Raw genomic sequence first — 21,414 nt, 5'->3', positions numbered from 1 at the left:
CTCGATCATGAGGACCAGTCAACCATGAAAACCGAACTGTCGGAACTTTCAGACGCCAACGGAGAAAGGCGTTGCGTCCGTTCGCTGTCGAGGCTAGTATCGAATGTATGTTCGACACTACCGGGGGGTAAAAGTGACGACGCAAGTATCTGAACAGGCCATATCCAAACAGGCGATATCCGAAGAGACCATCGGACAATTCCGAGCATCACTCGTCAGCATGGATCGATCCATCGACAACGCAGCACGCGTGGATCTTCTGCGCGCTTTGGAAGAGTTGAAGGCCAGTTGCGCTGGTGCCCAGGCATTGCTGGCTGCCGATCTCGACGCGTTCACCCGCAACGACCGCGGCGAACGGGGAGTGCCGCGCGCATACCAAGGCCGTGGAATCAACGCGCAGATTGCCCTCGCACGGCGAGAGTCGGCTTGGTTCGGAACTCAGCATCTGAACCTGGCCCGCGCACTGAACGACGAGATGCCTCACACACTTCGACTACTCGTCGACGGCTCCATCAGTGAGCATCAAGCGACGATCCTCATGCGCGAGACTTCATGTCTCACCGCCCAGGATCGCGCTACATTGGATCGCGAGTTCTGCTGCGACGCTGCAATCTTGGACGGATGCGGCAACCACCAACTGACACAAAGAATCCGCGCACGCACTGCCGAAATAGACTCCGACAGTGTTGCCAGACGAGCACGCAAAGCCGTGGGAGACAGACGAGTGACGTCACGGCCTGCGCCCGACACGATGTGCTGGCTCAATGTATTTCTTCCCGTGGCCGAAGGTATCGCCGTGCACGCCACGCTCAGGCGCGACGCAGATTCCGTACTTGCCGGCGGGGACAAGCGCACCCGAGCGCAAATCATGGCTGATCTCCTGGTCGAGCGAGTTACCGGAATCGGCCGCGCCACACCGACACCCGTCACCGTGAATCTGGTTGTCTCCGACCAGTCATTGTTGGGCGAAAATTCCGACCCGGCGTACGTCCACGGGTACGGACCTGTACCAGCCGCTATTGCACGCGAATGGATCACCAAGGCCAGCGAAGACTCCGAAACGGTGGCAACGCTCCGAAAGCTCTACGCACGCCCCGATACGGGCGCACTGACCGCAATGGAATCCACGGCGAGAACCTTCCCGAAGGGGTTGGCGCGATTGATCGAACTCCGTGATCGAAGCTGCCGTACTCCGTGGTGCGACGCGCCGGTTCGCCACCGCGACCACATTCGCGATCACTCGAGGGGTGGCCTCACCAGCGCAGCCAACGGTGCCGGGTTGTGTGCGGCATGCAATTACGCGAAACAGGGCTCGGACTGGACTGCCGAACCTGTACCAGGTAACCGGCACACCTTCACCACAACGACACCTACCGGGCACCGGTATTCGTCTGAGGCTCCGCCACTTCCGGCACCCTGGACCAGTCCGGATGCGGCCTAAGTTCCTCGGTGAGCCAATGCGTTCACGAACACCTCGGAAATCTCCGAGGGGTCACGAGCGATGTACGTCGAACCGCCCGTCACGCGGGAGATATCGGCGAGCGCCGCCGCGTCTGCGTCATCGGTGATGCCGATGGTGACGATGATGACCGGACGCGCCGGATCCTGCTCGCGTGCAAGTACATCGAGCAACTGTTCACGGCTGATGCTGTCAGGATCTTCGTTTGCGCCGTCGGTCAAGATGATGACGCTGTTGACTGCTCGCGGATCGTACGATTCCTGAACCTTACGGAATGCGGCCAGCGTCGTGTCGTACAAACCTGTGGCGCCACGTTTGAGTTCGGTGAGCCGGTTCGCCTGATCTGCCATCAACTTTCGTTGAGTCACACCGTCGACGATCGTGTCGTAGCGCCTGATCGGCACCAATTCCTGGAAGTCCTGGGTTCCGTTCATACCTTGGGAAAACGCCCAGAGACCGGCAGCGACGCTGTCTGGGAAGACCTGATTGCCGGCCAGAGCAGCAGCAGTGGTCAACTGCATGCGCGTCTTGCCGCCTGCCGCCGGGTAGTCCATCGACGCAGACACGTCGATCGCAACGAGTGTCCGGATCGGCTTGGCCATCAGAGCCCAAGCGCCCAGTGTCTGATCGGCCACCGACTGTTCGGACACGGTCAGTGCCGTGACGTCACCGACTCCACCTTCGACGGCTCCACCGCCGGAAGTACGGAACCCGCTGCGCGTCAGCACTTCCTGAGCAGATTCACTGTGCAACAGCTCGGCGATGGCGTCACTCTTCTTGGCTGCGGCGTAGTGCCGGTCCGGTGCCGAAGCACTGACCACCAGGGGGTAATCCATGATCATGGTTCCCGTCGCCGGTACTGTCGCGGAAATCTTCGACTCGGCCTTCGTGAACTCGACGACCTGTTGCTCGGTCGAAACACCGACCTTTCCGGAGCTGACCAATTCGGTGAGCATCTTCTGTCCTACCGGCTGATCTTCGGTACGAACACTCTCCGCTTGCGCATGGGGTACGAGTGCCGCTCGAACGGATTCGGAGGTGGCCCCGGTTTCCGCGAGAGCTCCGAGAATGGGCGCCGACGCAACCCCTGTGAACAACGGATTGCCCAACGCCAGATCGGGAACCTGTAGCGCCGTGAGCCAACTGGCAAACTGTTCGCCACCGCCGGAGGCAAGTACGACAGGCGAGGTGGCGATCGAACCGCCGGCGGCAGCGACCGGCCCTTTGGCCGTCAATGCAGCTTTGCCCACCCACGCTGTCGAATCCGGTATCCACATGTCCGGAGCGTCCACGCCCTTACCCAAAGTTCCCGCAACGTCCCCGGGCAGCGCAGAGGTGACCGTGATCCGTGAACAGCCTGTCTGCTCCGGCGACGATTCTGCGAGGATCTCCGTGACTGCCGGCGCGATCGCAGGATCCGCTGCCAGCGAGTACTCGTCGACGCTCTCGCAGGAATCGGACTGTGTTGCCTTGAAGACCACCACCCCGGTGGCGACTACCGCGACGGCAACCAACCCACCCACTGCGTAGAACCCGATCGACCGCCCGCTGTCAGGACTCGAATGCCGTCCGCCCGCCATGAAATCTGCCCTTCCGAGGCCACTCGCACTCAGGCATACCGACGGTATGCGCGCGACTGGAACTGTCCCTACCGGGCGGTAGTGTAGCCAAGAACACAGAAATTCCAACTAGCGCTGAATCGTCGGAGAACCGGCGAGCCCACATTTCGGGACAGGCCGGCCGAATTCACGAACCTTCAAGCGTCGCAGCGACTTTTCAGCAAACTGACCTGCTAGAGCAGCTCACGCTTCTGAACCTTGCCCATCGCGTTACGTGGCAGAGTCTCGGCAAATCGAACCTCACGGGGACGCTTGTGCGCCGACAACTCCGCCCCCACCAACTCGACCAATTCGGCTTCGGTGACCTCGGGAGTCCCGGGCTTACGGACTACGACGGCGATGATCCGTTGCCCCAGATCGGCGTCGGGGACACCGATCACCGCAACTTCGGACACCGAAGGGTGCCCGAGGATGGCGGTCTCGATCTCGCCGGCGCCGACTCTGAATCCACCGGATTTGATCAAGTCGATGGATTCGCGGCCGACGATTCGGTGGAACCCACCCTCGTCGATGACGGCGACGTCACCGGTCTTGAAGTAGCCGTCCTCCGTCCAGGACTCGGCGGTTGCGTCCGGACGGTTCAAGTAGCCGTCGAAAAGCATCGGCCCACGTACCTGTAGGCCGCCGATACTCTCGCCGTCGTGCGGCACATCGTTGCCCTTCTCGTCACGAAGACGAGTCTCGACTCCGCGCAGCGGCACGCCGACCCACCCCGGGCGTCGCTCGCCGTCGAAACGCGTGCTCAGGGTCAGCATCGTCTCACTCATGCCGTAACGCTCGATGGGCGTCAATCCTGTTCGCTCCCGCAGCTTTTCGAAGACAGGCACGGGAAGCGGCGCACTACCGGAGACCAGAAGTCGGGCACCGGACAACGCGCGGGCAGCTTCTTCGTCTTCGGCGATACGCGACCAGACGGTGGGGACACCGAAGTAGAGGGAGCCTTTGGCCCTTGCGTAGTTTTCCGGCGTCGGCTTGACGGTGTGGATCACCCGGCTGCCGATCCGGAGGGGGCCGAGGATTCCGAGAATCAGTCCGTGCACGTGGAAGAGCGGAAGCCCGTGTACGAGGGTGTCTCGCCACGTCCAGTCCCAGGCCTCGGCGAGCGCGTCGAGCCCGGCTGCGATAGCCGAGCGACTGAGCAGAACGCCCTTCGGTGGGCCGGTAGTTCCGGACGTGTACAGGACGAATGCTGTGGACTGCGGTGCCGGTTCGGGATAGCTGTGCCACGAGCGAGCGTGCAATCGGACGGGAACCACGGGCAGACCTTCGCAGTGGTCGTCCGTTTCGCCGAGCCACGCCTGGGCACCGGAGTCACGCAGAATGTGCTCTCGCTCAGCCTTCCCCGAGTCCGGCGGGACCGGCACAACGGTGACGCCGGCAATCAACGCCCCGACGACGGCGAGAATCGTTTTTGCTGTGGGAGTTGCCAATACGGCAACCCGATCGGCCTGCGCCACTCGCTCCGCGACCGAGGTCGCGGCACCGAGAATGGCACTCCGCGAGAGAACCGTGTCACCGATCGTCACGGCGTCGTCGAGGTCGTCACCGCGGGCAACAGCAAGGGGGTTCAAGGATCTCAGCAGCACCACGACAGCATCTCACAGCGCGGATGGTCGCAAACTTTCTCCTGCCCGACGCGCGTCCATCGAGTGCGGAGGGAACAGCGTCACCAGCGCAGCCCCCAAGAGCGCCCCGGAAAGCACCGCGAATCCGTGTGCGTCGTCGACCGTCACCAATGTTGCGCCGCCGACGACAATCACGACCGTCAGAACAATCTCAGGCATTCGCGGGCGCACCAGAACGCCGATGCCCGCGGCCGCCGCTGCCAGAGCAAGCGTGGCACCGGAGTTGCCTGCGCCGGTCGACGGGAAGACTGCGGTGGTGAGCAAACCGAACAACAGTTGACCGAGCAGGAAGAGTGCCCAACCGCGTGCGGCGCCCCAGAGCCGAAAAGCAGGCGGCGCCACCACTGCCAACGTGAGAAGGTTGGCAACCGTCCCGGCAAGGCCGCCGTCCTGGACGAACACCGACGTCAGGATCCGCCACCACTGACCGTCGCGGATCAACGTGGGATCACGGCGAAACATGTCCAACAGTCCCGGCATCAGCGCCTGCAAAATTGACGGCACTGCCACCACGAGCCAAAGCACAACGGCCGAAAGAGGTAGGTCTCCGAGTATTCGACGATCCTTCAGCCACGCGAGCATCAGCGCGATCGAGGCAACAACGACGGCGACAATCAGTACCGCGTCCAAGCCGCCGGTCCCTGAGGTGGTCACAGCGCGACCTTACATCGGACCGATACCGACATCAGGGAACCTGACACCCGCGAAAGCACACGGTTCAGGCGGAGAGGCGCTTTGCTGCCGCGGCGATTCGTTCGTCTGTAGCGGTGAGAGCGATCCGAACGTGCTTTCTCCCGCTCGGTCCGTAGAACTCACCGGGGGCAACGAGGATCCCACGATCGGCGAACCAACTGACCGTCGCTCGACATTCCTCGCCGCGCGTCGCCCAGAGGTACAGACCTGCCTCGGAATTGTCGACGGTGAATCCGGCGCCTCGAACAGCTTCGATCAACACACTACGACGCTCGCGGTACCGCTCGCGCTGGATGTTCTCGTGTTGGTCGTCGCCCAAGGCTGCGGTCATCGCCGCCTGGATCGGTAGCGGCAGGATCATGCCCGCATGCTTGCGCACCTCGAGCAGTTCCGACACGAGAGCCGGATCACCGGTGACGAACCCGGCGCGATAGCTCGCGAGATTGGACGTCTTCGAAAGTGAGTGGACCGCAAGCAAACCGGTCAGATCACCGTCGTTGACACGAGGATCGAGAATGGAGAGCGCATCGGCTTCCCACGTCAATCCGAGGTAGCACTCGTCGGAGACGACGATGGCGCCGCGCTCGCGCGCCCAGGCCACGACCTTCTGCAAGTGCTCGAGGCCGAGCACCTTGCCGGTGGGATTCGAGGGCGAGTTCACGAAGATCATCGCCGCCGACTCGGGACCGAGCTTGTTCAAGCCGTCGGCGCGCAGGACACGAGCACCTGCCAGTTTCGCTGCGACCTCGTACGTCGGGTACGCCAACTCCGGAATGACCACCAGATCGCCGGCTCCGAGACCGAGCAATTTCGGCAGCCACGCGATCATTTCCTTGGTACCGATGGCCGGCAGCACCGCTGCCGGATCGACGTCGGGAATGTTGTAGCGGCGATCCAGTGACTCCGCCACGGCCTCGCGAAGCGCGAGCGTGCCATGAGTCGTCGGGTATCCGGGCACCTCGGCAACAGAGGCCAGAGCCTCCTGAATCACCGGGTCCACCGGATCCACCGGCGTCCCCACGGACAGGTTCACGATGCCGTCGGGATGAGAGTGCGCCTTCGCCGTGACATCGGCGAGCGAATCCCACGGAAAATCAGGAAGCCCAGCGGCCACCGGAGTACGAGACAAGATCTCTATTCCTCACCCATGGGAGGCAGCGCCTTGATGAACGGCGTGTCGTAGTCGACCTTGCCGAGCTTGGCCGCTCCACCCGGTGAGCCGAGATCGTCGAAGAAATCGACGTTGGTGCTGATGTACGCGTTCCACTGGTCCGGGACGTCGTCTTCGTAGAAGATGGCTTCGACGGGACAGACAGGCTCACACGCGCCGCAGTCGACACACTCGTCGGGGTGGATGTAAAGCATGCGTCCACCCTCGTAGATGCAGTCGACAGGGCATTCTTCGATGCACGCCTTGTCCATCACATCTACACACGGTTCAGCAATCGTGTAGGTCACTGCCGATCTCCCTGCCTTCCTGTCGTGCATCGCCGCCGCAACACGCAGTTGCAAGGGGCCGAAAATCCGATACGACTCTCACGTACCGCGGGAACAGCCTATTATCCCCCTGCCGACCGACTCTGAGCAGGCGGGGGTAACACATTTCAGCCTACTGCGGTGAAGTTCCTCGACCGAATCGCGATCCACTTCTCCCCCAGAGCGGCCGCGCGTACCAGTGCGCCCCGCTCACCGAGGTAATCCGCCACGACGCCGACCACCGGAATCTTGCCGATGATCTCGTACGGTTTTGTCCGCGACGGCCGCTTGTGCAACTCGTCCGTGATGGCACGAAAAGTCTTGGACGTGCGCCACAACATTCCGATGAGCGCGAACGGGCGCCAGGTCTCGTCGGCGCCGCCGGCTGATTTCTCGGCGAAGTCTTCTCCGGTGAGAAGCTCTCGAGACTTCGTCTCACGCCGGCACAGCACCGACGCCAGGAGGTCCACCTGCTGATCCCGTTCGGTCACTCCGTGTTCACGGGCAACCGCAACGAGCACAACGGCCTGATTCGCGAAGGCCAGCAGGTCCTGGATCGGCAACCGATTGAGGAGGACGCCGAAGATGCCGGGAAACGCGACGGCGACGGTGTTGAGTGCACCCAACCGGGTCGTCCACCACTTCGAGCGCTGCTCGTCGGTCATCACCGACCACGCCGCCGTCCCGGGGAACTTGACGACGTCGAGGACCCAAGCGGCCGCGTCCAACACCATCGCAGCAGCGTTTCGCTCGGGATCGGTCGGCTCGAACGTCCGACGTTTGATACCGAGCGGATCGCTGTAGGCGAGGTCGAGAACCGGGTTGATCCCCCACACCGCTCGATCGAGAACCTCGACGACCTTGCGGTCCCCCAGTACGTCAGCCATCAGGCAATCGCTCCTTCGCGTCGTGCATGTGTGGTGGTTCGTTCGCGTGCCGGACGTCCGATTCCCTCGGCGATGGCGCGCAGTTCTGCGACGGTCTTCTCGGAACCGTGTTCGGAGCCGGCCATCCGCGAGATCGTCTCTTCCATCAGCGTTCCGCCGAGGTCGTTGGCGCCGCCGTTGAGCATCATCTGCGTTCCGGTGATGCCAAGTTTGACCCAGCTGGTCTGGATATTGGGTATGCGGCCGTGCAGCATGATGCGTGCCAACGCGTGCGCAGCGCGGTTGTCCCGATTGGTCGGCCCTGGCCGTGAAGCGCCCGCCAGGTACAGGGGCGCGCTCTGGTGAACGAACGGCAGCAGCACGAACTCCGTGAATCCGCCTGTACGGTCCTGGATTCCGCGAAGAACGTTCAGGTGCCCGACCCAATGGTGCGGCTGATCGACATGCCCGTACATCATCGTCGAACTCGACCGCAGCCCCACCTCGTGGGCCGTGGTGACCACTTCGATCCATTCCGCCGTCGGCAGTTTGCCCTTGGTGAGGATCCAGCGCACCTCGTCGTCGAGGATCTCCGCTGCCGTACCGGGAATGGTGTCCAGGCCCGCCTCACGAAGGGCCGTCAGCCAATCCCTGATGCTCTCACCACTGCGCGATGCACCGTTCACGATCTCCATCGGAGAGAACGCGTGGACGTGCATCGACGGCACGCGCTTCTTGACGGCCCGGACCAGGTCGGCGTAACCGGTGACGGGAAGTTCCGGATCGATACCGCCCTGCATGCACACCTCGGTTGCGCCGGCGACGTGCGCTTCCCACGCACGGTCGGCGACCTGCTCTGCCGACAGCGTGAACGCGTCGGCGTCACCCTTGCGCTGCGCGAACGCACAGAATCGGCAGCCCGTGTAGCAGATGTTGGTGAAGTTGATGTTCCGGTTCACCACGTAGGTGACGTCCTCGCCGACGGCATCCTTGCGCAGCGCATCCGCCAGTGCCACAACGGCTTCCAGGCCCGGGCCCTCCGCCGTGGCGAGGGCCAGGTACTCGTCGTCGGAACATCCGGCCGGGTCGCGTTCGGCACTGCGGAGCGCAGCCAGCAGATCGGTGTCGACGCGAATCGGAGCACTGAGCTCGAGAACCTGTTCGCGCACGGTCTCCCAGTCGCCGAACGCACTGCCCAGGTCACTGCGGGTCTCGGTGTTGCGCCCGTCCGTGTCGATCTCGGTATTGAGATCGACGCGTCCGCTCGATTCCCACGACTCGTCCGGTTCCTGCCACGGCCGACCCACCGGCTTGGTGTCGGGCAAGGCGAGACCGGTCTTGGGATCCGCCAGCGCCTGCACGTGACCCGCAATACGCGGATCGATCCACGGAGCCCCGGCCAGGACATATGCCGGCTGAGCCGCAGTGCGTTCGGTCAGCGTGAAGCCGCCCTCGGCGCTGATCTCGGCCAAGGTCTCGAGATTCGGCCAGGGACGCTCGGGGTTGACGTGATCGGGGGTCAACGGTGATACCCCGCCCCAGTCGTCCACGCCTGCGCCGAGCAGCGCGAGGCACTCGCTGTTCGAGACGAGATTCGGCGGACTCTGGATCCGCATCGTCGGCCCGAGCAGCAGGCGTGCGACGGCGATGGCCGCGAGAAACTCGTCGAGTCCAGCATCAGGCGTATTGCGCATCGCGGTATCGGGCTTGGCCAGGAAGTTCTGAATGATCACTTCCTGGATGTGGCCGAACGCCTTCTGCGACTTGCGTATCGCCATGATCGACTCGGCACGTTCGAGGAAGTTCTCCCCGATGCCCACAAGAATTCCCGTGGTGAAGGGGATGTTCAGTCGGCCTGCGTCGGTCAGGGTGCGTAGCCGAACCGCCGGGTCCTTGTCCGGGCTGCCGTAGTGGCACTCACCCTTGTCGGTGAACAGCCGGGTAGCGGTCGTCTCGAGCATCATGCCCATCGACGGCGCAACGGGCTTGAGCCGCGAGAGTTCCTGCCAGCTCATCACACCGGGATTGAGGTGTGGGAGCAGGCCTGTCTCCTCGAGTACCCGGATCGACATCGCTCGCACGTAGTCGAGGGTGGAGTCGTAGCCGCGTTCGTCCAGCCATTGCTTGGCTTCCGGCCAGCGAGCCTCGGGGCGATCCCCCAGCGTGAACAACGCTTCCTTGCAGCCCAATTCGGCGCCTGCCCTGGCAATGTCCAAAACCTCGTCCGGTTCCAGGAACATGCCGTGCCCAGCGGCACGCAGCTTCCCTGGCACCGTGACGAATGTGCAGTAGTGGCACTTGTCCTGGCACAGACGGGTCAGCGGAATGAAAACTTTCCGCGAATACGTCACGGTGTTCGGCCGACCCGCTGCCAGCAGACCGGCATCGCGAACCTTGGCCGCCGAAGAACACAGATCGGTCAGATCGGTTCCCCGTGCCTGCAGCAGCGTTGCCGCCTCGTCGACGTTCAGGGTCGCTCCGTCGCGTGCACGACGGAGAACTCGCCGCATCGCCGACGCTGACGGGCCGGGCGACGGACTGGACGAGGCGGACGCGGAAATACCTGGCATCGGAAGCATGGTGGGTTTGCCGGAGTCATCACCAGTTCGGTTCACCTAGCGATCATGCGCCATGTGGGACGACTAGTGCCACCCGGTGCCAGAAGTAGGAGGCCTCACCGCCCCGACACCGCCTCGATCACGACGGCCGGTAGTCGTCGTCGACCGCAACCTCGACTCGTTGATCCACGACGTCAGCCACTGGCGCGTCGAGCGGAATGTCGGTCAGATCGGGTTCTTCAGGGGCGTTCGGATCTACGGGTGTCGATTGTTCGAGCGCATCTGATTCCGGAGCCTCCGGGTCGAATGTCGCATCTTGTTCGGTCATCACGTGCTCCCTTCGCGGTCGCCACACTCCACGATAGGGCCGATGTCGACAGATCGCCCCTCACTCGACCAAAGTAGTGCCCATGACTGCGCCGCAACCGCTGACCATGGCCGACCCGTTATGGCGACCCAGCACCAAAGCCCCGAGGCTGTGGGCAATCACTGCCTCACTGTTCTGGGTACCCGTCATCGTCGCCGAAATCGTCTGTGCCGTCTTGGTGCCCGGAATCCCGTCCTGGGTGGTCGGCACCGTATTCGCAGTCACCGTACTCTTCGCTGCCACCTACATTCTGATGGTCCCGGCGTGGCGGTATCGGGTCCACCGATGGGAGATCAGTGACACCGCGGTATACACCCGCACCGGCTGGTTCACCCAGGAGCGACGCATCGCACCGATCTCGCGCGTGCAGACCGTGGACACCGAGCGCGGACCGATCGACCGCATGTTGGGTCTGGCAACCGTCACGGTCACGACAGCGTCGTCGGCCGGGGCCGTGAAGATCTCCGCACTCGACCAGGAAGTCGCCGACCGCACGGTGGCTCAACTGACGGAGATCGCGGGTACCAACGTGGGAGACGCGACGTGAACGAGAAACAGTTGGGCGACCCGACCGCGATCGAGATCCCGGTAGAGGCGGAAACGGCAGCTGCCGAGGCCGCGGAAGAGGAACAGCCCTGGCTCCGCCTCGACCGACGCATGCTTCTGGTCCACCCCGTCAACGAAGTCGTCAAACTGCTCCCGGTCCTACTCGTCTCCGTAGTTCTCGGCAGCCAATCCGGAAACCACTGGTGGGGACTCGGCGTCGTCACTCTGCTCGTCATCTTCGGTTTGTTGCGGTATTTCACCACCACGTACCGAATCGGACCCGTCCACGTTCAACTGCGCACCGGGGTCTTCCAGAAAAAGCTGCTCTCCGTCCCGCGTAGCCGCATCCGATCCGTCGACGTCGAGGCCGGGGTCATGCACCGGTTGCTCGGACTGTCGATCGTGCGCATCGGTACCGGCCAGCGCGCCGGGAGCGGCCACGATTCGAACAAGTTCGAGCTCAACGCCCTGTCGACCGCCCTGGTTCCGGACCTACGCGCCGCACTGTTGGCCGGCGCCCAGCAAGCACGGCGACTGGAAACCCCGGGCACGCCGGTCGAAAGCATCACCGAACCGGTCGACACCGAAATCGGTCACTGGGAACCGAGTTGGGTTCGCTACGCCCCCTTTTCGTTCACCGGAATCGCCATCATCGCAGCCATCATCGGCATCTCGTTCCAATACGGCATCGGCACTGCCGTCGCGAAATCCTCGGCAGTGAGCGACAGCTTCGACTCACTCGAGAGCCTCGGCATCGCACTGATGGTCGTCATCGCACTCGTCGTGCTGCTGGTGCTGTCGAGTGCACTCGCCTGCGTCCAGTACCTGATCGCGTTCGGCAACATGAAACTCACCGACAACGGCCGCATCCTGCATGTCAGTCACGGCCTGTTGAAGACTCGGCAAACCACACTCGACCGCGCCCGCCTCCGCGGCACGACGCTCAAGGAACCGCTCCTGCTGCGATTGGCCCGCGGCGCGCGGCTCGACGCCATCATGACCGGGGTCAGCGCCGAGAAGAAGGAATCTTCGCTACTGCTCCCGCAGGGACCGCGCAGGGAAGCCGAGCGAGTGATGGCCACCGTGATCGGTGACTCACGCCAGGCGTCCGCCCCGCTGATCCCGCACGGCCCGGCCGCGCGGCGTCGCCGGTACACCCGAGCACTGTTCCTCGCCGCGGTGGCGTTCCTGGTCTGTGTGGCGTGCGCGGCTTCTGGACTCGATGTACCGATCTACGCGTGGTTCGGGGTCGCCGTACTCGCCATCGGTGGCACCGCCCTCGCCTTCGACCGATACAACGGCCTCGGCCACGCAGTACTACCCGGATGGTTGATCACCCGAAACGGCTCGCTCGATCGCCAGCGTCACAGTCTCGAATCCGAAGGTGTCATCGGATGGACGGTGCGCGAGACGTTCTTCCAACGACGCGCGGGAGTGGCAACCGTCGTCGCCGCGACGCCCGCCGGCACCGGAAGCTACGAGGTGATCGATCTCCCCGCCGAGAACGCGTGGGCATTGATCGAAGCCGTCACTCCGGGCGGTGGCGACGTGTGGGCAGGTCGTCGATGATGAGCCGCGCCAGCGAACCGAGACGCGATCGCTCCGGCTGGATGGTCGGAACACCGAGGAGTTCCAGCGGGGCGGCCGTCACCGGTCCGACGCAGTAGGTCGGTACCGGTCCGCGCATCGCTGCGACGAACCGCTCCAGCTCGCCCATTTCTTTTGCCGTGCTGAGCATCGAGGAGACCGCGGGGGCACTGGTGAAGGTCAGCGCGTCGATCGCACCGGAACGAACTGCAGCGACCAACGCGCGGACCGGCGACTGATCCGGCGGCCGGATCCACCGATAGACCGATACCGGAGTGACAACCGCGCCGATGTCGGCGAGGGAGGCGCTCAGGTCCGTCAACGGCTCCCATTCGGTGATGGTGCCGTGCAACTGGACTGCGATGCGCAAGCCTGCCGCTCCCTCGCTTCCGAGATGTGCCAGAACTTCCTCGGACGACTCACCCGAAGGCGACCATTCCTCGCGCAGTCCGGCGCCTCGGATGGCACCCGTCGCCTTGGGGCCGCGGGCGATGATGCGCGTGTGGGCGAGAGCCCCGAGGAACTCCTCGGTCAAACCCCACGAGGCGACGGCGTCGAGCCAACCCCTGAAGCCGATCCCGGTACTGATCACGACCAATTCCGGAGGATCGGCAATCAAAGCGGACGTCTGAGTCCTCAGGTCTCGATCGTCCACCAACGGCAGCACATGGATCACCGGTGTCCGCACGATCTCCGCGCCTCGACGTTCGAGGAGCGTCGCAAATTCTTCGACACGCCGTTCTGCGGTCAAGGCGATAGTCGCACCCGCCAAATCATGTTCAGCCACAGGCTGAGTGTCCCTTATGCACGGGTCAGTTTCCTACGCGCGCGCCGAGAACTATTGCGAGCTGAGGGTGGCAAGTCTGTTGATCGCCACTTTGAAGAGGAAAACGGCGGCCGGAGCGATCGCACCGACCAGCAGCAGGAAGGTCAGAGGGGACGAAAGCACGAGTACGTCGCCGCCGGGGCCGCCCACCATGCACACCAAGAACCCGACGATCCAACCGGCGAGCGGCAATGCGGCCCTACCCGGCGTCGTAACCGTGCGGGCGGCGATCACCAATACGAGGTTCGCGGTCGCGGCTACGAGAATGCTGATGGGAAATGCCGTCGTACCGAGATGAGTCGGCAAGAACAGGACGGACAACACCGCGCACAAGAATCCGTCGAAAATCAGGACGCCGAGGATGACAGGGTCGAGCCACGACAGCGACGTTCCTGTCGAGGCGTCCGTGTTGTTCTCGACGGTCGTCATGGTTTTGATAGTGGTCTATCGGTCGTCATCGCGCGAGCGCGGGGTCCCTCCCGACAAGCACCCCGGCTCGCGCCCGAAAAGCACGAAGCTGATCAGGGAACCGGCGGGAACCCGAGCAGAGTCAGCAAATGACTCTGCTGATCTGCGAATGCGTAGAGCGACCCGTAATACAAGTCGTGGTAATAACCAGCCATCGGACGCAACGAATCGACGAAGGCGACGATCTGGTTTTGCAGGTCCCAGTTGTACATTTCTTCAGCCCCCAGGCTTTGCTGTTACCGAAAGGACCACCCATCCGGTGACACGCATCACACACCACTACGGCGTCGATCGCAATGCCTGTGAGCCGACGCCCAGGTCAGCTGTGCAGCCCGCCGAACAGATCGCGCTCGCGGCCGTCCTCACCCACCGGACCGAGCGCGCCGGCGGCCAATACGAAATGCTCGACCGTCAGGATCGGTTGGACCACGTTGTTCGACAATGCGAACTCGGCTCGGCTCGGGGCTACCGTCACCTGAGTGGCGTGGGCGCTCAATGCCCTCGCCTTCGCATCGATGACGCCTCGAACGTCGATTGCCGTCGTCACGTCTGTGTCCTCGACGCTCGGCAATTCCCCGGGCTCGGGCAGACGCCAGTTCTCCGGGAACTCGGAAATCGCCGCGATGCCGCGTTCGAGTCCGCTGCGCTCGGTCACGGTCCAGTAGAACTTCGGAGTCGACCACGGCTCGCCGGTCTCGGGATACGCGGTCGTTCCTGCAGCTTCGACGGCCGCTGTCGTGATCGCGTGCGCCTGGATGTGGTCCGGGTGCCCGTAGCCGCCGTTGGGGTCGTACGTGATCACGACGTGCGGCCGAATCTCACGAATGACGGCGACCACCGCGCCGACTGCTTCGTCGAGTCGAGCATTGACAAAAGCACGGGGATTGGCGGCCGAAGGTGTGCCGATCATTCCGGAGTCGCGATACCGACCGGCATCGGCGAGGAAGCGAGGAGCGGCACTGCCCAAAGCCGACAAAGCAGCGCTCAGTTCCGCGATCCGGTAGCCACCGAGTTGATCGGCCTCGGAAGCCACGAGCCCGGCCCACGCATCACCGATCACTTCGCCTTCCTCCCCCAACGTGCAGGTGAGGACTGTGACCTCGACGCCTTCGGACGCGTATCGCGCGATGGTGCCACCGGTGGTGATCGTTTCGTCGTCCGGATGTGCGTGCACCAACAGAAGTCGCTTCGCCGACGCGGTCACTTTTCCACCCTCACCCAGTCCGTAGCGTTTCCGAATATCCCCACCTGCACCGGCCCGTCGAGGACCACGCCCTCGACTCCGGTCCCGACCGCGACCAGCGCTCGGCTCTGCACGATCGGCAAAACCGCCGCAAGATCCCACAGCTTGGGTTCCGCATCGGCGATCAACGACCCCAGATCCCCGATGCCACTGAGCGCTTCGTCGATCCGACCTTGCAACGCCGGATCACACAGCCCGGACAGGTTGCTCGGAGCTTCGACGCTTGTCGTTCGGATGGGCTCCGGTGTCTGCGACGGCGTCGGTGCGGGCACTGCCGAACTTGTTGCCGGAGTGGAAGGTGCGCTCGGGCAACTGAACCGCGAGGCCAGCGAAGTGGCCGTGTCGGCGCCTGCCCGGCTCCAACCGACGATCATGTCGACGCGTCCTGTCGTCAGGTCCTCGCCGTAGAGTTCCTCCGGCGCCACCGATTCGACGGTCGCCAGGATTCCCACGTCACGCAATTCGTCGGCAGCGGTGTTTGCCACGGCGATCGCGATGTCGTCGTTTTCGGGAGCGCCGATCAGCAGTGTCAACTGGGCGCCGTCACGGACGATCGATCCGACCGTTCCAGTGCCCGTGACGATTCCGGTGGGCGGTGCCGTCAGGTAGCCGGCTGCAGTCAGCTCGCCCAGCGCCTGCTCCCTGGTCGGTTTCGGCGGCGCGGTGGGCGCATATCCCGGATCCGACGGAGCGAGGATCTGAGCTTTCACCGGGGCCGACGCCGATTCACTCCCTGCCGCCACCACGGCGAGCAGGTCCGGATCGAGCAGTCCCAGAACACCTTTACGCACCCGAACATCCGCGAAGTTCTTGCTTCGCCCGTTCACGTTGATGTCGAGAGTGCGCGGAACGTAGGAGAACGCCGTCCTGACACCCGGGATTGCAGACAGCTGAATATCCGTGGCACTACCCGAATGAACCTGCGCCACTTGGGCATCGTCGGTACGCAGCGCATCCGCCAACTGCGCAGCCGTTCCTCCGCGTCGCAGAACTATCTGATCCGGGTCTGAAGGCTTGCCCCAGAATCGGTCGTTGCGTTCGAGCACGATTTCGTCCCGGCCGCGGTCGACCGAGCGCACGTGAAAGTGGGCTCCCGACACCGGAATCCCCTCACTCAGGCCGGTGCTGAAACCGCCGGGAGTGTCCTTGATCAGGTGGGACGGAAGAATATCGGTGAACAACTCTCGCCATGCCGGATACGGCGCACGCATCACGACGTTGACCGTTTTGCCGCCGCCGGACGAGTTCACGTCGTCGATCATCTGATAGCCCGCGGGATTGACCACACCGGGAACCGAGATCATCTGCTGCCACAGGTAGCGAAAGTCTTCTGCCGCAATGGGAGCGCCGTCCGACCATTGGGCTTCGTTGCGCAGTTGGTAGCGAATCGTGAACGGGGCCTCCGACGTCACTTCAGCGGAAACGAGGAAAGAATCGTCGATCGCCCACTCCGTCGCGCCAGGTTGTGTGGGCGAATTGATCGGGCGAAACGCACTGGGCAGTACGAGGTTGCCGACTGCGGAGTTGACCGGCGACTGATCCGCGAGCAGGTGCGGGTTGAATCCGCCTCCCACCTCGTCGATTGCCACAGTGACCTGCTTCATCGCCGGAACGACCGGAGTCGGTGTGGGCTTGACGGTTTCGGTGCTCTCGACCGGAGGCGGCGGATCGGCTGTACATGCAGTCAGTGACAACGCCGTCACTGCCACTGCCAACGCCAGGTAGCGACGTCCTGAGGCCACAGACAATTCCTTCCGTACGGGGCCGCGTCGCCCCTTTGCACTCGATTCCCTGGCAGATCTTTCGCCTGGAAACCATGAAGGCGAATGTACCTTTCCGCCGAAAACTCGGCTGAAAGGCACATCCGCCTGTCAGGTTGTAACCGACGAAAGACTACAGAGCAGCCTTGTCGCGTGCCTTGCTACGTGAACGCTCGCGAGCGCGCTCGGTTGCGTTGAGGTGCACCTTGCGGACGCGGACGTCCTCCGGGGTGACCTCGACGCACTCGTCGCTGGAGCAGAACTCCATCGCTGCTTCGAGTTCGAGCTTGATCGGCTTTGCGAGGGTCTCCATCACGTCTGCGGACGACTGACGCATGTTGGTCAGCTTCTTCTCGCGAGTGACGTTGATGTCGAGGTCTTCCTGACGCGGGTTGATACCGACGACGTGTCCCTCGTAGGTGTCTGCGCCGGGCTCGACGAAGAAGGTTCCACGGTCGGCCAACTGGATCATGGCGAACGGCGTCACCGTGCCGGAGCGGTCCGAGACGAGCGAGCCGGTGTGGCGCGCACGGATCTCGCCGGCCCACGGGCCGTATCCGTCGAACACGGCGTTGGCGATACCGGTTCCGCGGGTTTCCGTGAGGAAGTCCGTGCGGAAGCCGATGAGGCCACGCGAAGGAACGATGAACTCCATGCGAACCCAGCCTGCGCCGTGGTTCGACATCTGGACCATCTTGCCCTTGCGGTTGGCCAGGAGCTGCGTGATGGCGCCGAGGTACTCCTCGGGGCTGTCGATGGTCAGCTCTTCGAAAGGCTCGTGAACCTTGCCGTCGACGAGCTGCGTGACAACCTGCGGCTTACCGACGGTGAGTTCGAAGCCCTCACGACGCATCTGTTCGACGAGGATGGCGAGCGCGAGCTCTCCACGACCCTGGACCTCCCACGCATCGGGGCGACCGATGTCGAGGACCTTGAGCGAGACGTTACCGACGAGCTCCTGGTCCAGGCGGGACTTGACCATGCGTGCAGTCAGCTTGTGACCCTTGACGCGACCGACGAGCGGTGACGTGTTGGTGCCGATAGTGACCGAGATTGCCGGCTGGTCGACGGTGATGCGGGGCAGTGCGACCGGGTTCTCCAGATCGGCGAGGGTGTCGCCGATCATGATGTCCGGGAATCCTGCGACGGCGCAGATGTCACCGGCGACGGCGACCTCACCGGGAACGCGCTCGACACCGATGGTCGTGAGGAGTTCGGTGATCTTGGTCTTCGTGACGACGGGCTCGCCGTCGACCTCGCGGCACCAGGACACGGTCTGGCCCTTGCGCAGCTCGCCGTTGTGGATGCGAACGAGTGCGAGGCGACCGAGGAATGCGGATGCGTCGAGGTTGGTGACGTGAGCCTGCAGCGGTGCGTCGACCGAGCCCTTCGGCGCGGGGACGTACTCCATCAGCACCTGGAAGAGTGCGGTGAGGTCCTCGGCGTCGGGAGCCTTGCCGTTCTCGGGCTGCACGGTCGATGCCTTGCCTTCGCGACCGGACGCGTAGAGGACGGGAAGTTCGAGTGCGAGCTCAGCGGCTTCGGCGGCCTCGTCGGACAGGTCCGATGCGAGGTCGAGGAGCAGGTCCTGAGCCTCGGTGACAACCTCTTCGATGCGGGCGTCGGGGCGGTCCGTCTTGTTGACGACCAGGATGACGGGCAGCGAAGCGGCGAGTGCCTTGCGCAGCACGAAACGCGTCTGCGGCAGGGGTCCCTCGGAAGCATCGACGAGCAGGACGACGCCGTCGACCATGGACAGGCCGCGCTCGACCTCGCCACCGAAGTCGGCGTGGCCGGGGGTGTCGATGACGTTGATGACGGTGATGGAACCGTCTTCGTTGACCTTATGTACTGCGGTGTTCTTCGCGAGAATGGTGATGCCCTTCTCGCGTTCGAGGTCGCCGGAGTCCATAACGCGATCGACCAGCTCGGCGCGCTCCTCGAACGCGCCGGACTGACGAAGCATGGCGTCGACGAGGGTGGTCTTGCCGTGGTCGACGTGTGCGACGATGGCAACGTTACGGAAGCTGGTGATGGTCACGCGATGGCTCTCCTGGCTGAGTTGATTCGGCCACGCGAAAGTCAAGTCGCACGGCTCTTCTGGTGGCCGCTGCACGAGTGTGTGATCCGAATCAGGGCACGAATCGCCTGAGAAGGCACCGCGGCCTAGTAAATACTACTCGCTCCGGGCTGATACTCCTGCATTGTGCGGCCTCTATCACCGCCCCCACCAGCGAATAGTGATCTGCACCACGCCGATGCGCGTAGGATTACGACCTGGAGAAACAGGTCATTTAAGGGTACGCTAACCTCGTTCCAAGAGCGGGCTCTCCGCCGTAGTGAAACAGGAAAGCCGCAGCGTCACATGGGAAAAGTCAAGGCAAGCAAGGTCTCGCAGCTCAAGCCGAAGAAGAAGTGCTGCCGCAAGAAGACGCGGTGCATCAAGTGTCCCGTCGTCATCATGCGGATGAAGAAGCTCGAGAACGAGGGCGCATCCAAGAAGGAACTGAAAGCGGGTCTCAAGAAGGCTCGTGCGGCGTAAGCGCGCTCAATTCCGCGAGTAACTCGGGGATCCAGGCTCGATCGTTGTCCACCAGATCCATCGACAACAGTTCTTCGGCGTCGACCCATGTCAATTGAGCATGGTCGAGCGCGACCGGTTCTCCCGACACCAACTCCGCCCGGTAGGCCCGCAGGACCAACCCCGGCGACAGTGGCACGTCGACACCGATTCTGGCGCCGCATCTCACCTCGACCGCCAGTTCCTCGAGCAGCTCCCGCGCCAACGCGTTCTGTGGCGATTCGAATTCTTCGACCTTCCCGCCCGGCAGCTCCCAACGACCGGCCAAAGCCGGCGGACTCGTCCGCTGCGCGAGGAGCAGCCTTCCCTCGCGGAAGATCGCACCGGCGACAACTTCCCGATCCCTTGCAGGTGCATCACTCATCGCACCATGATGGAGTATGGCCACTTTGTTGTCCGACTCCGCGATCCAAAACGCTCTCGACGAACTGCCCGCCTGGCAACTGTCGCCAGGGTCGATCACTCGCACGGTCGACTCCGCGACATTCCCGGACGCCATCGCGCTTCTTCAACGCATCGCGGCAGTCGCCGAGGCCGCGGATCATCATCCCGACATCGACGTTCGCTGGCGAAAGGTCACGTACACGCTTTCGACACACTCGGCGGGCGGTCTCACGGAACTGGACTTCGACCTTGCCCGTCGAATTGACGTACTCGTCGACGATTCGGTCCGTTTCGACTGATCTTCGAGTGAACAAACCTCGCAATCTGACGTAACAGTTGCATCAACTTTCACATAGATCACTTCAGTCACAGGTATGGTCGCCGTAAATCACGATCGAGGCCGGTCATGCCATAGACTCCCCCCGGTGCGTAGCTGCTCAGCAACTGAACAGCTGTACAACCCGGGGGCTCTGTACATAGAGTGACCCCTCGAGCCGTCAAACGCGGAGCTCGCCTAGGCGCCCGCGCGGTATGACTAAGGATGGGGAAACAGTGCTTCGAACCCGAGGTATGCGAAAAGCGTTCACCGCCGTCGCTATTGCCGCAGTAGCAGGACTGGCATTGCCGGCACAGGCAATGGCCGATCCGGCAGCACCGCCCGCACCCGAAAGTGTGCCGATCGAGTTCCTCGCATCGTTTGCGCCCGCCATCATCGGCGCCGCCGCAGGTCCGGCCGATGTTGCAGGCGGACCGCAGCAAGCGTTGCTCGACCAGGCTCGCGCGATCCTGAACTCCCCCGGCATTCCGCCCGAGATCAAGGCCACCCTCGAGAAGGTCATCACCTTCCTCGACGGCAGCGGCGGCGGCGGACCGGCGATCCCGGACGAGAACGCCCCCGTCATCGCGCAGTTCCTCTACCCGACGCTTGGCAAGGGCTGCATCTCGGCCACCGCCGATTCGGTCGGAACTGCACTTGCCGTTCCCGGCCCGGCTCACCTGCCTCCTCCCGGTCCCGCTGCCGGTCAGGCCGGATTCGTCTTCACCGCTCTCGGTACGGCTCCCGCCGTCGACGACCAGCCGGTGCCGATGACCGTCACCTGGGTCAACATCGACAACCAGCGCAGCGCCACCCAGAACTTGACCAACGCCGCACGCATCAACCCGGACGGCCCAGCCACTCTGTCGGCTATCGCCGATACCGGCCCCGGACGCGTTCTCTCGGTGATCAGCGGTTCGCTGACCACCCAGCCGGAAGGCGCAGATCGCATCACCTGCAGCTTCCTTCCGACCGTGGGCATGTTCGCGGTAGCTTGATCGAAGTCTTGTGAAAGGGACCCACCGAATTTCGGTGGGTCC

21 protein-coding genes are annotated in these 21,414 nt (G+C 63.5%); 6 read left to right on the top strand and 15 right to left on the bottom strand.

Annotation, left to right across the window (positions count from 1 at the left end):
• Nucleotides 1–220 precede the first annotated feature (220 nt).
• On the top strand, nt 221–1,441 hold the full coding sequence (locus ACN50D_RS26145; protein WP_230691683.1) for an HNH endonuclease: 1,221 nt from the start codon (nt 221–223) through the stop codon (nt 1,439–1,441).
• On the opposite strand, the gene ACN50D_RS26140 is transcribed toward ACN50D_RS26145, so the two are convergent.
• From ACN50D_RS26140 to ACN50D_RS26105, 8 genes are all read right to left on the bottom strand, one after another.
• Entirely contained in the window at nt 1,438–3,039 is a 1,602-nt protein-coding gene (locus ACN50D_RS26140; RefSeq protein WP_007726253.1) for a substrate-binding and VWA domain-containing protein, read from the bottom strand. The genes ACN50D_RS26145 and ACN50D_RS26140 overlap by 4 nt on opposite strands.
• A gap of 212 nt (nt 3,040–3,251) precedes the next feature.
• A complete protein-coding gene (locus tag ACN50D_RS26135) occupies nt 3,252–4,664 on the bottom strand; it encodes an acyl-CoA synthetase (protein ID WP_007726254.1) in 1,413 nt (470 codons plus the stop codon).
• A 12-nt stretch (nt 4,665–4,676) separates the two neighbouring features.
• Nucleotides 4,677–5,357: a rhomboid family intramembrane serine protease gene (locus ACN50D_RS26130; protein WP_064113470.1), complete on the bottom strand. Its 681-nt coding sequence runs from the start codon at nt 5,355–5,357 to the stop codon at nt 4,677–4,679.
• A gap of 64 nt (nt 5,358–5,421) precedes the next feature.
• On the bottom strand, nt 5,422–6,525 hold the full coding sequence (dapC, locus tag ACN50D_RS26125) for a succinyldiaminopimelate transaminase (protein WP_030536219.1): 1,104 nt from the start codon (nt 6,523–6,525) through the stop codon (nt 5,422–5,424).
• A gap of 5 nt (nt 6,526–6,530) precedes the next feature.
• Complete coding sequence (gene fdxA / locus ACN50D_RS26120) at nt 6,531–6,854, bottom strand: ferredoxin (protein WP_003945248.1); 324 nt, start codon at nt 6,852–6,854, stop codon at nt 6,531–6,533.
• A 146-nt stretch (nt 6,855–7,000) separates the two neighbouring features.
• Nucleotides 7,001–7,759 (bottom strand): hypothetical protein, encoded by a 759-nt coding sequence (locus ACN50D_RS26115; RefSeq protein WP_042926350.1) that lies wholly within the window; start codon nt 7,757–7,759, stop codon nt 7,001–7,003.
• On the bottom strand, nt 7,759–10,317 hold the full coding sequence (locus tag ACN50D_RS26110) for a bifunctional FO biosynthesis protein CofGH (RefSeq protein WP_003945208.1): 2,559 nt from the start codon (nt 10,315–10,317) through the stop codon (nt 7,759–7,761). The genes ACN50D_RS26115 and ACN50D_RS26110 overlap by 1 nt, the downstream gene beginning before the upstream one ends.
• A gap of 118 nt (nt 10,318–10,435) precedes the next feature.
• Nucleotides 10,436–10,624 carry a hypothetical protein gene (locus ACN50D_RS26105; protein ID WP_003945217.1) on the bottom strand — a complete coding sequence of 63 codons (189 nt, stop codon included), beginning with the start codon at nt 10,622–10,624 and terminating at the stop codon, nt 10,436–10,438.
• Between the two features lie 82 nt (nt 10,625–10,706).
• On the opposite strand from ACN50D_RS26105, the gene ACN50D_RS26100 reads away from it, so the two are divergent.
• Nucleotides 10,707–11,210, top strand: a complete 504-nt coding sequence (locus tag ACN50D_RS26100) for a PH domain-containing protein (protein WP_042926352.1) — start codon at nt 10,707–10,709, stop codon at nt 11,208–11,210.
• Nucleotides 11,207–12,778, top strand: coding sequence for a PH domain-containing protein (locus ACN50D_RS26095; protein ID WP_081305368.1), 1,572 nt, complete (start codon nt 11,207–11,209; stop codon nt 12,776–12,778). The genes ACN50D_RS26100 and ACN50D_RS26095 overlap by 4 nt, the downstream gene beginning before the upstream one ends.
• Here the strand turns inward: ACN50D_RS26095 and ACN50D_RS26090 are convergent.
• The 6 genes from ACN50D_RS26090 to typA form a co-directional block, all read right to left on the bottom strand.
• Nucleotides 12,738–13,583: a uroporphyrinogen-III synthase gene (locus tag ACN50D_RS26090; RefSeq protein ID WP_211920621.1), complete on the bottom strand. Its 846-nt coding sequence runs from the start codon at nt 13,581–13,583 to the stop codon at nt 12,738–12,740. The two genes, ACN50D_RS26095 and ACN50D_RS26090, sit on opposite strands and share 41 nt — an antisense overlap.
• A 51-nt stretch (nt 13,584–13,634) precedes the next feature.
• Complete coding sequence (locus ACN50D_RS26085; protein ID WP_030536224.1) at nt 13,635–14,051, bottom strand: hypothetical protein; 417 nt, start codon at nt 14,049–14,051, stop codon at nt 13,635–13,637.
• A gap of 92 nt (nt 14,052–14,143) precedes the next feature.
• A complete protein-coding gene (locus ACN50D_RS26080; RefSeq protein ID WP_003945210.1) occupies nt 14,144–14,302 on the bottom strand; it encodes a hypothetical protein in 159 nt (52 codons plus the stop codon).
• A gap of 107 nt (nt 14,303–14,409) precedes the next feature.
• Complete coding sequence (mshB, locus tag ACN50D_RS26075) at nt 14,410–15,294, bottom strand: N-acetyl-1-D-myo-inositol-2-amino-2-deoxy-alpha-D-glucopyranoside deacetylase (RefSeq protein WP_030536225.1); 885 nt, start codon at nt 15,292–15,294, stop codon at nt 14,410–14,412.
• Nucleotides 15,291–17,075 (bottom strand): ABC transporter family substrate-binding protein, encoded by a 1,785-nt coding sequence (locus tag ACN50D_RS26070; protein ID WP_030536226.1) that lies wholly within the window; start codon nt 17,073–17,075, stop codon nt 15,291–15,293. The genes mshB and ACN50D_RS26070 overlap by 4 nt, the downstream gene beginning before the upstream one ends.
• Nucleotides 17,076–17,226: 151 nt before the next feature.
• A complete protein-coding gene (typA, locus tag ACN50D_RS26065; RefSeq protein WP_007726276.1) occupies nt 17,227–19,134 on the bottom strand; it encodes a translational GTPase TypA in 1,908 nt (635 codons plus the stop codon).
• Nucleotides 19,135–19,458: 324 nt separating this feature from the next.
• Here typA and ACN50D_RS26060 point away from each other — a divergent pair, with 324 nt between their 5' ends.
• Complete coding sequence (locus ACN50D_RS26060; protein ID WP_003945207.1) at nt 19,459–19,635, top strand: hypothetical protein; 177 nt, start codon at nt 19,459–19,461, stop codon at nt 19,633–19,635.
• Here the strand turns inward: ACN50D_RS26060 and ACN50D_RS26055 are convergent.
• The gene (locus ACN50D_RS26055) at nt 19,613–20,038 is read right to left on the bottom strand and encodes a (deoxy)nucleoside triphosphate pyrophosphohydrolase (RefSeq protein ID WP_007726279.1); all 426 of its coding nucleotides are present in this window, start codon (nt 20,036–20,038) and stop codon (nt 19,613–19,615) included. The genes ACN50D_RS26060 and ACN50D_RS26055 overlap by 23 nt on opposite strands.
• A gap of 16 nt (nt 20,039–20,054) precedes the next feature.
• Between ACN50D_RS26055 and ACN50D_RS26050 the strand changes: the two genes are divergently transcribed.
• Both ACN50D_RS26050 and ACN50D_RS26045 read left to right on the top strand, forming a co-directional pair.
• Nucleotides 20,055–20,357: a 4a-hydroxytetrahydrobiopterin dehydratase gene (locus ACN50D_RS26050; protein WP_003945236.1), complete on the top strand. Its 303-nt coding sequence runs from the start codon at nt 20,055–20,057 to the stop codon at nt 20,355–20,357.
• 271 nt (nt 20,358–20,628) lie between these two features.
• Complete coding sequence (locus tag ACN50D_RS26045) at nt 20,629–21,372, top strand: hypothetical protein (protein ID WP_003945233.1); 744 nt, start codon at nt 20,629–20,631, stop codon at nt 21,370–21,372.
• Nucleotides 21,373–21,414: the final 42 nt, after the last annotated feature.

Origin of the sequence: Rhodococcus sp. SB1D (assembly GCF_048573875.1) — a bacterium.
Classification (GTDB): Bacteria; Actinomycetota; Actinomycetes; order Mycobacteriales; family Mycobacteriaceae; genus Rhodococcus_F; species Rhodococcus_F qingshengii.
This window is presented reverse-complemented; position numbering and strand designations above follow the sequence as displayed.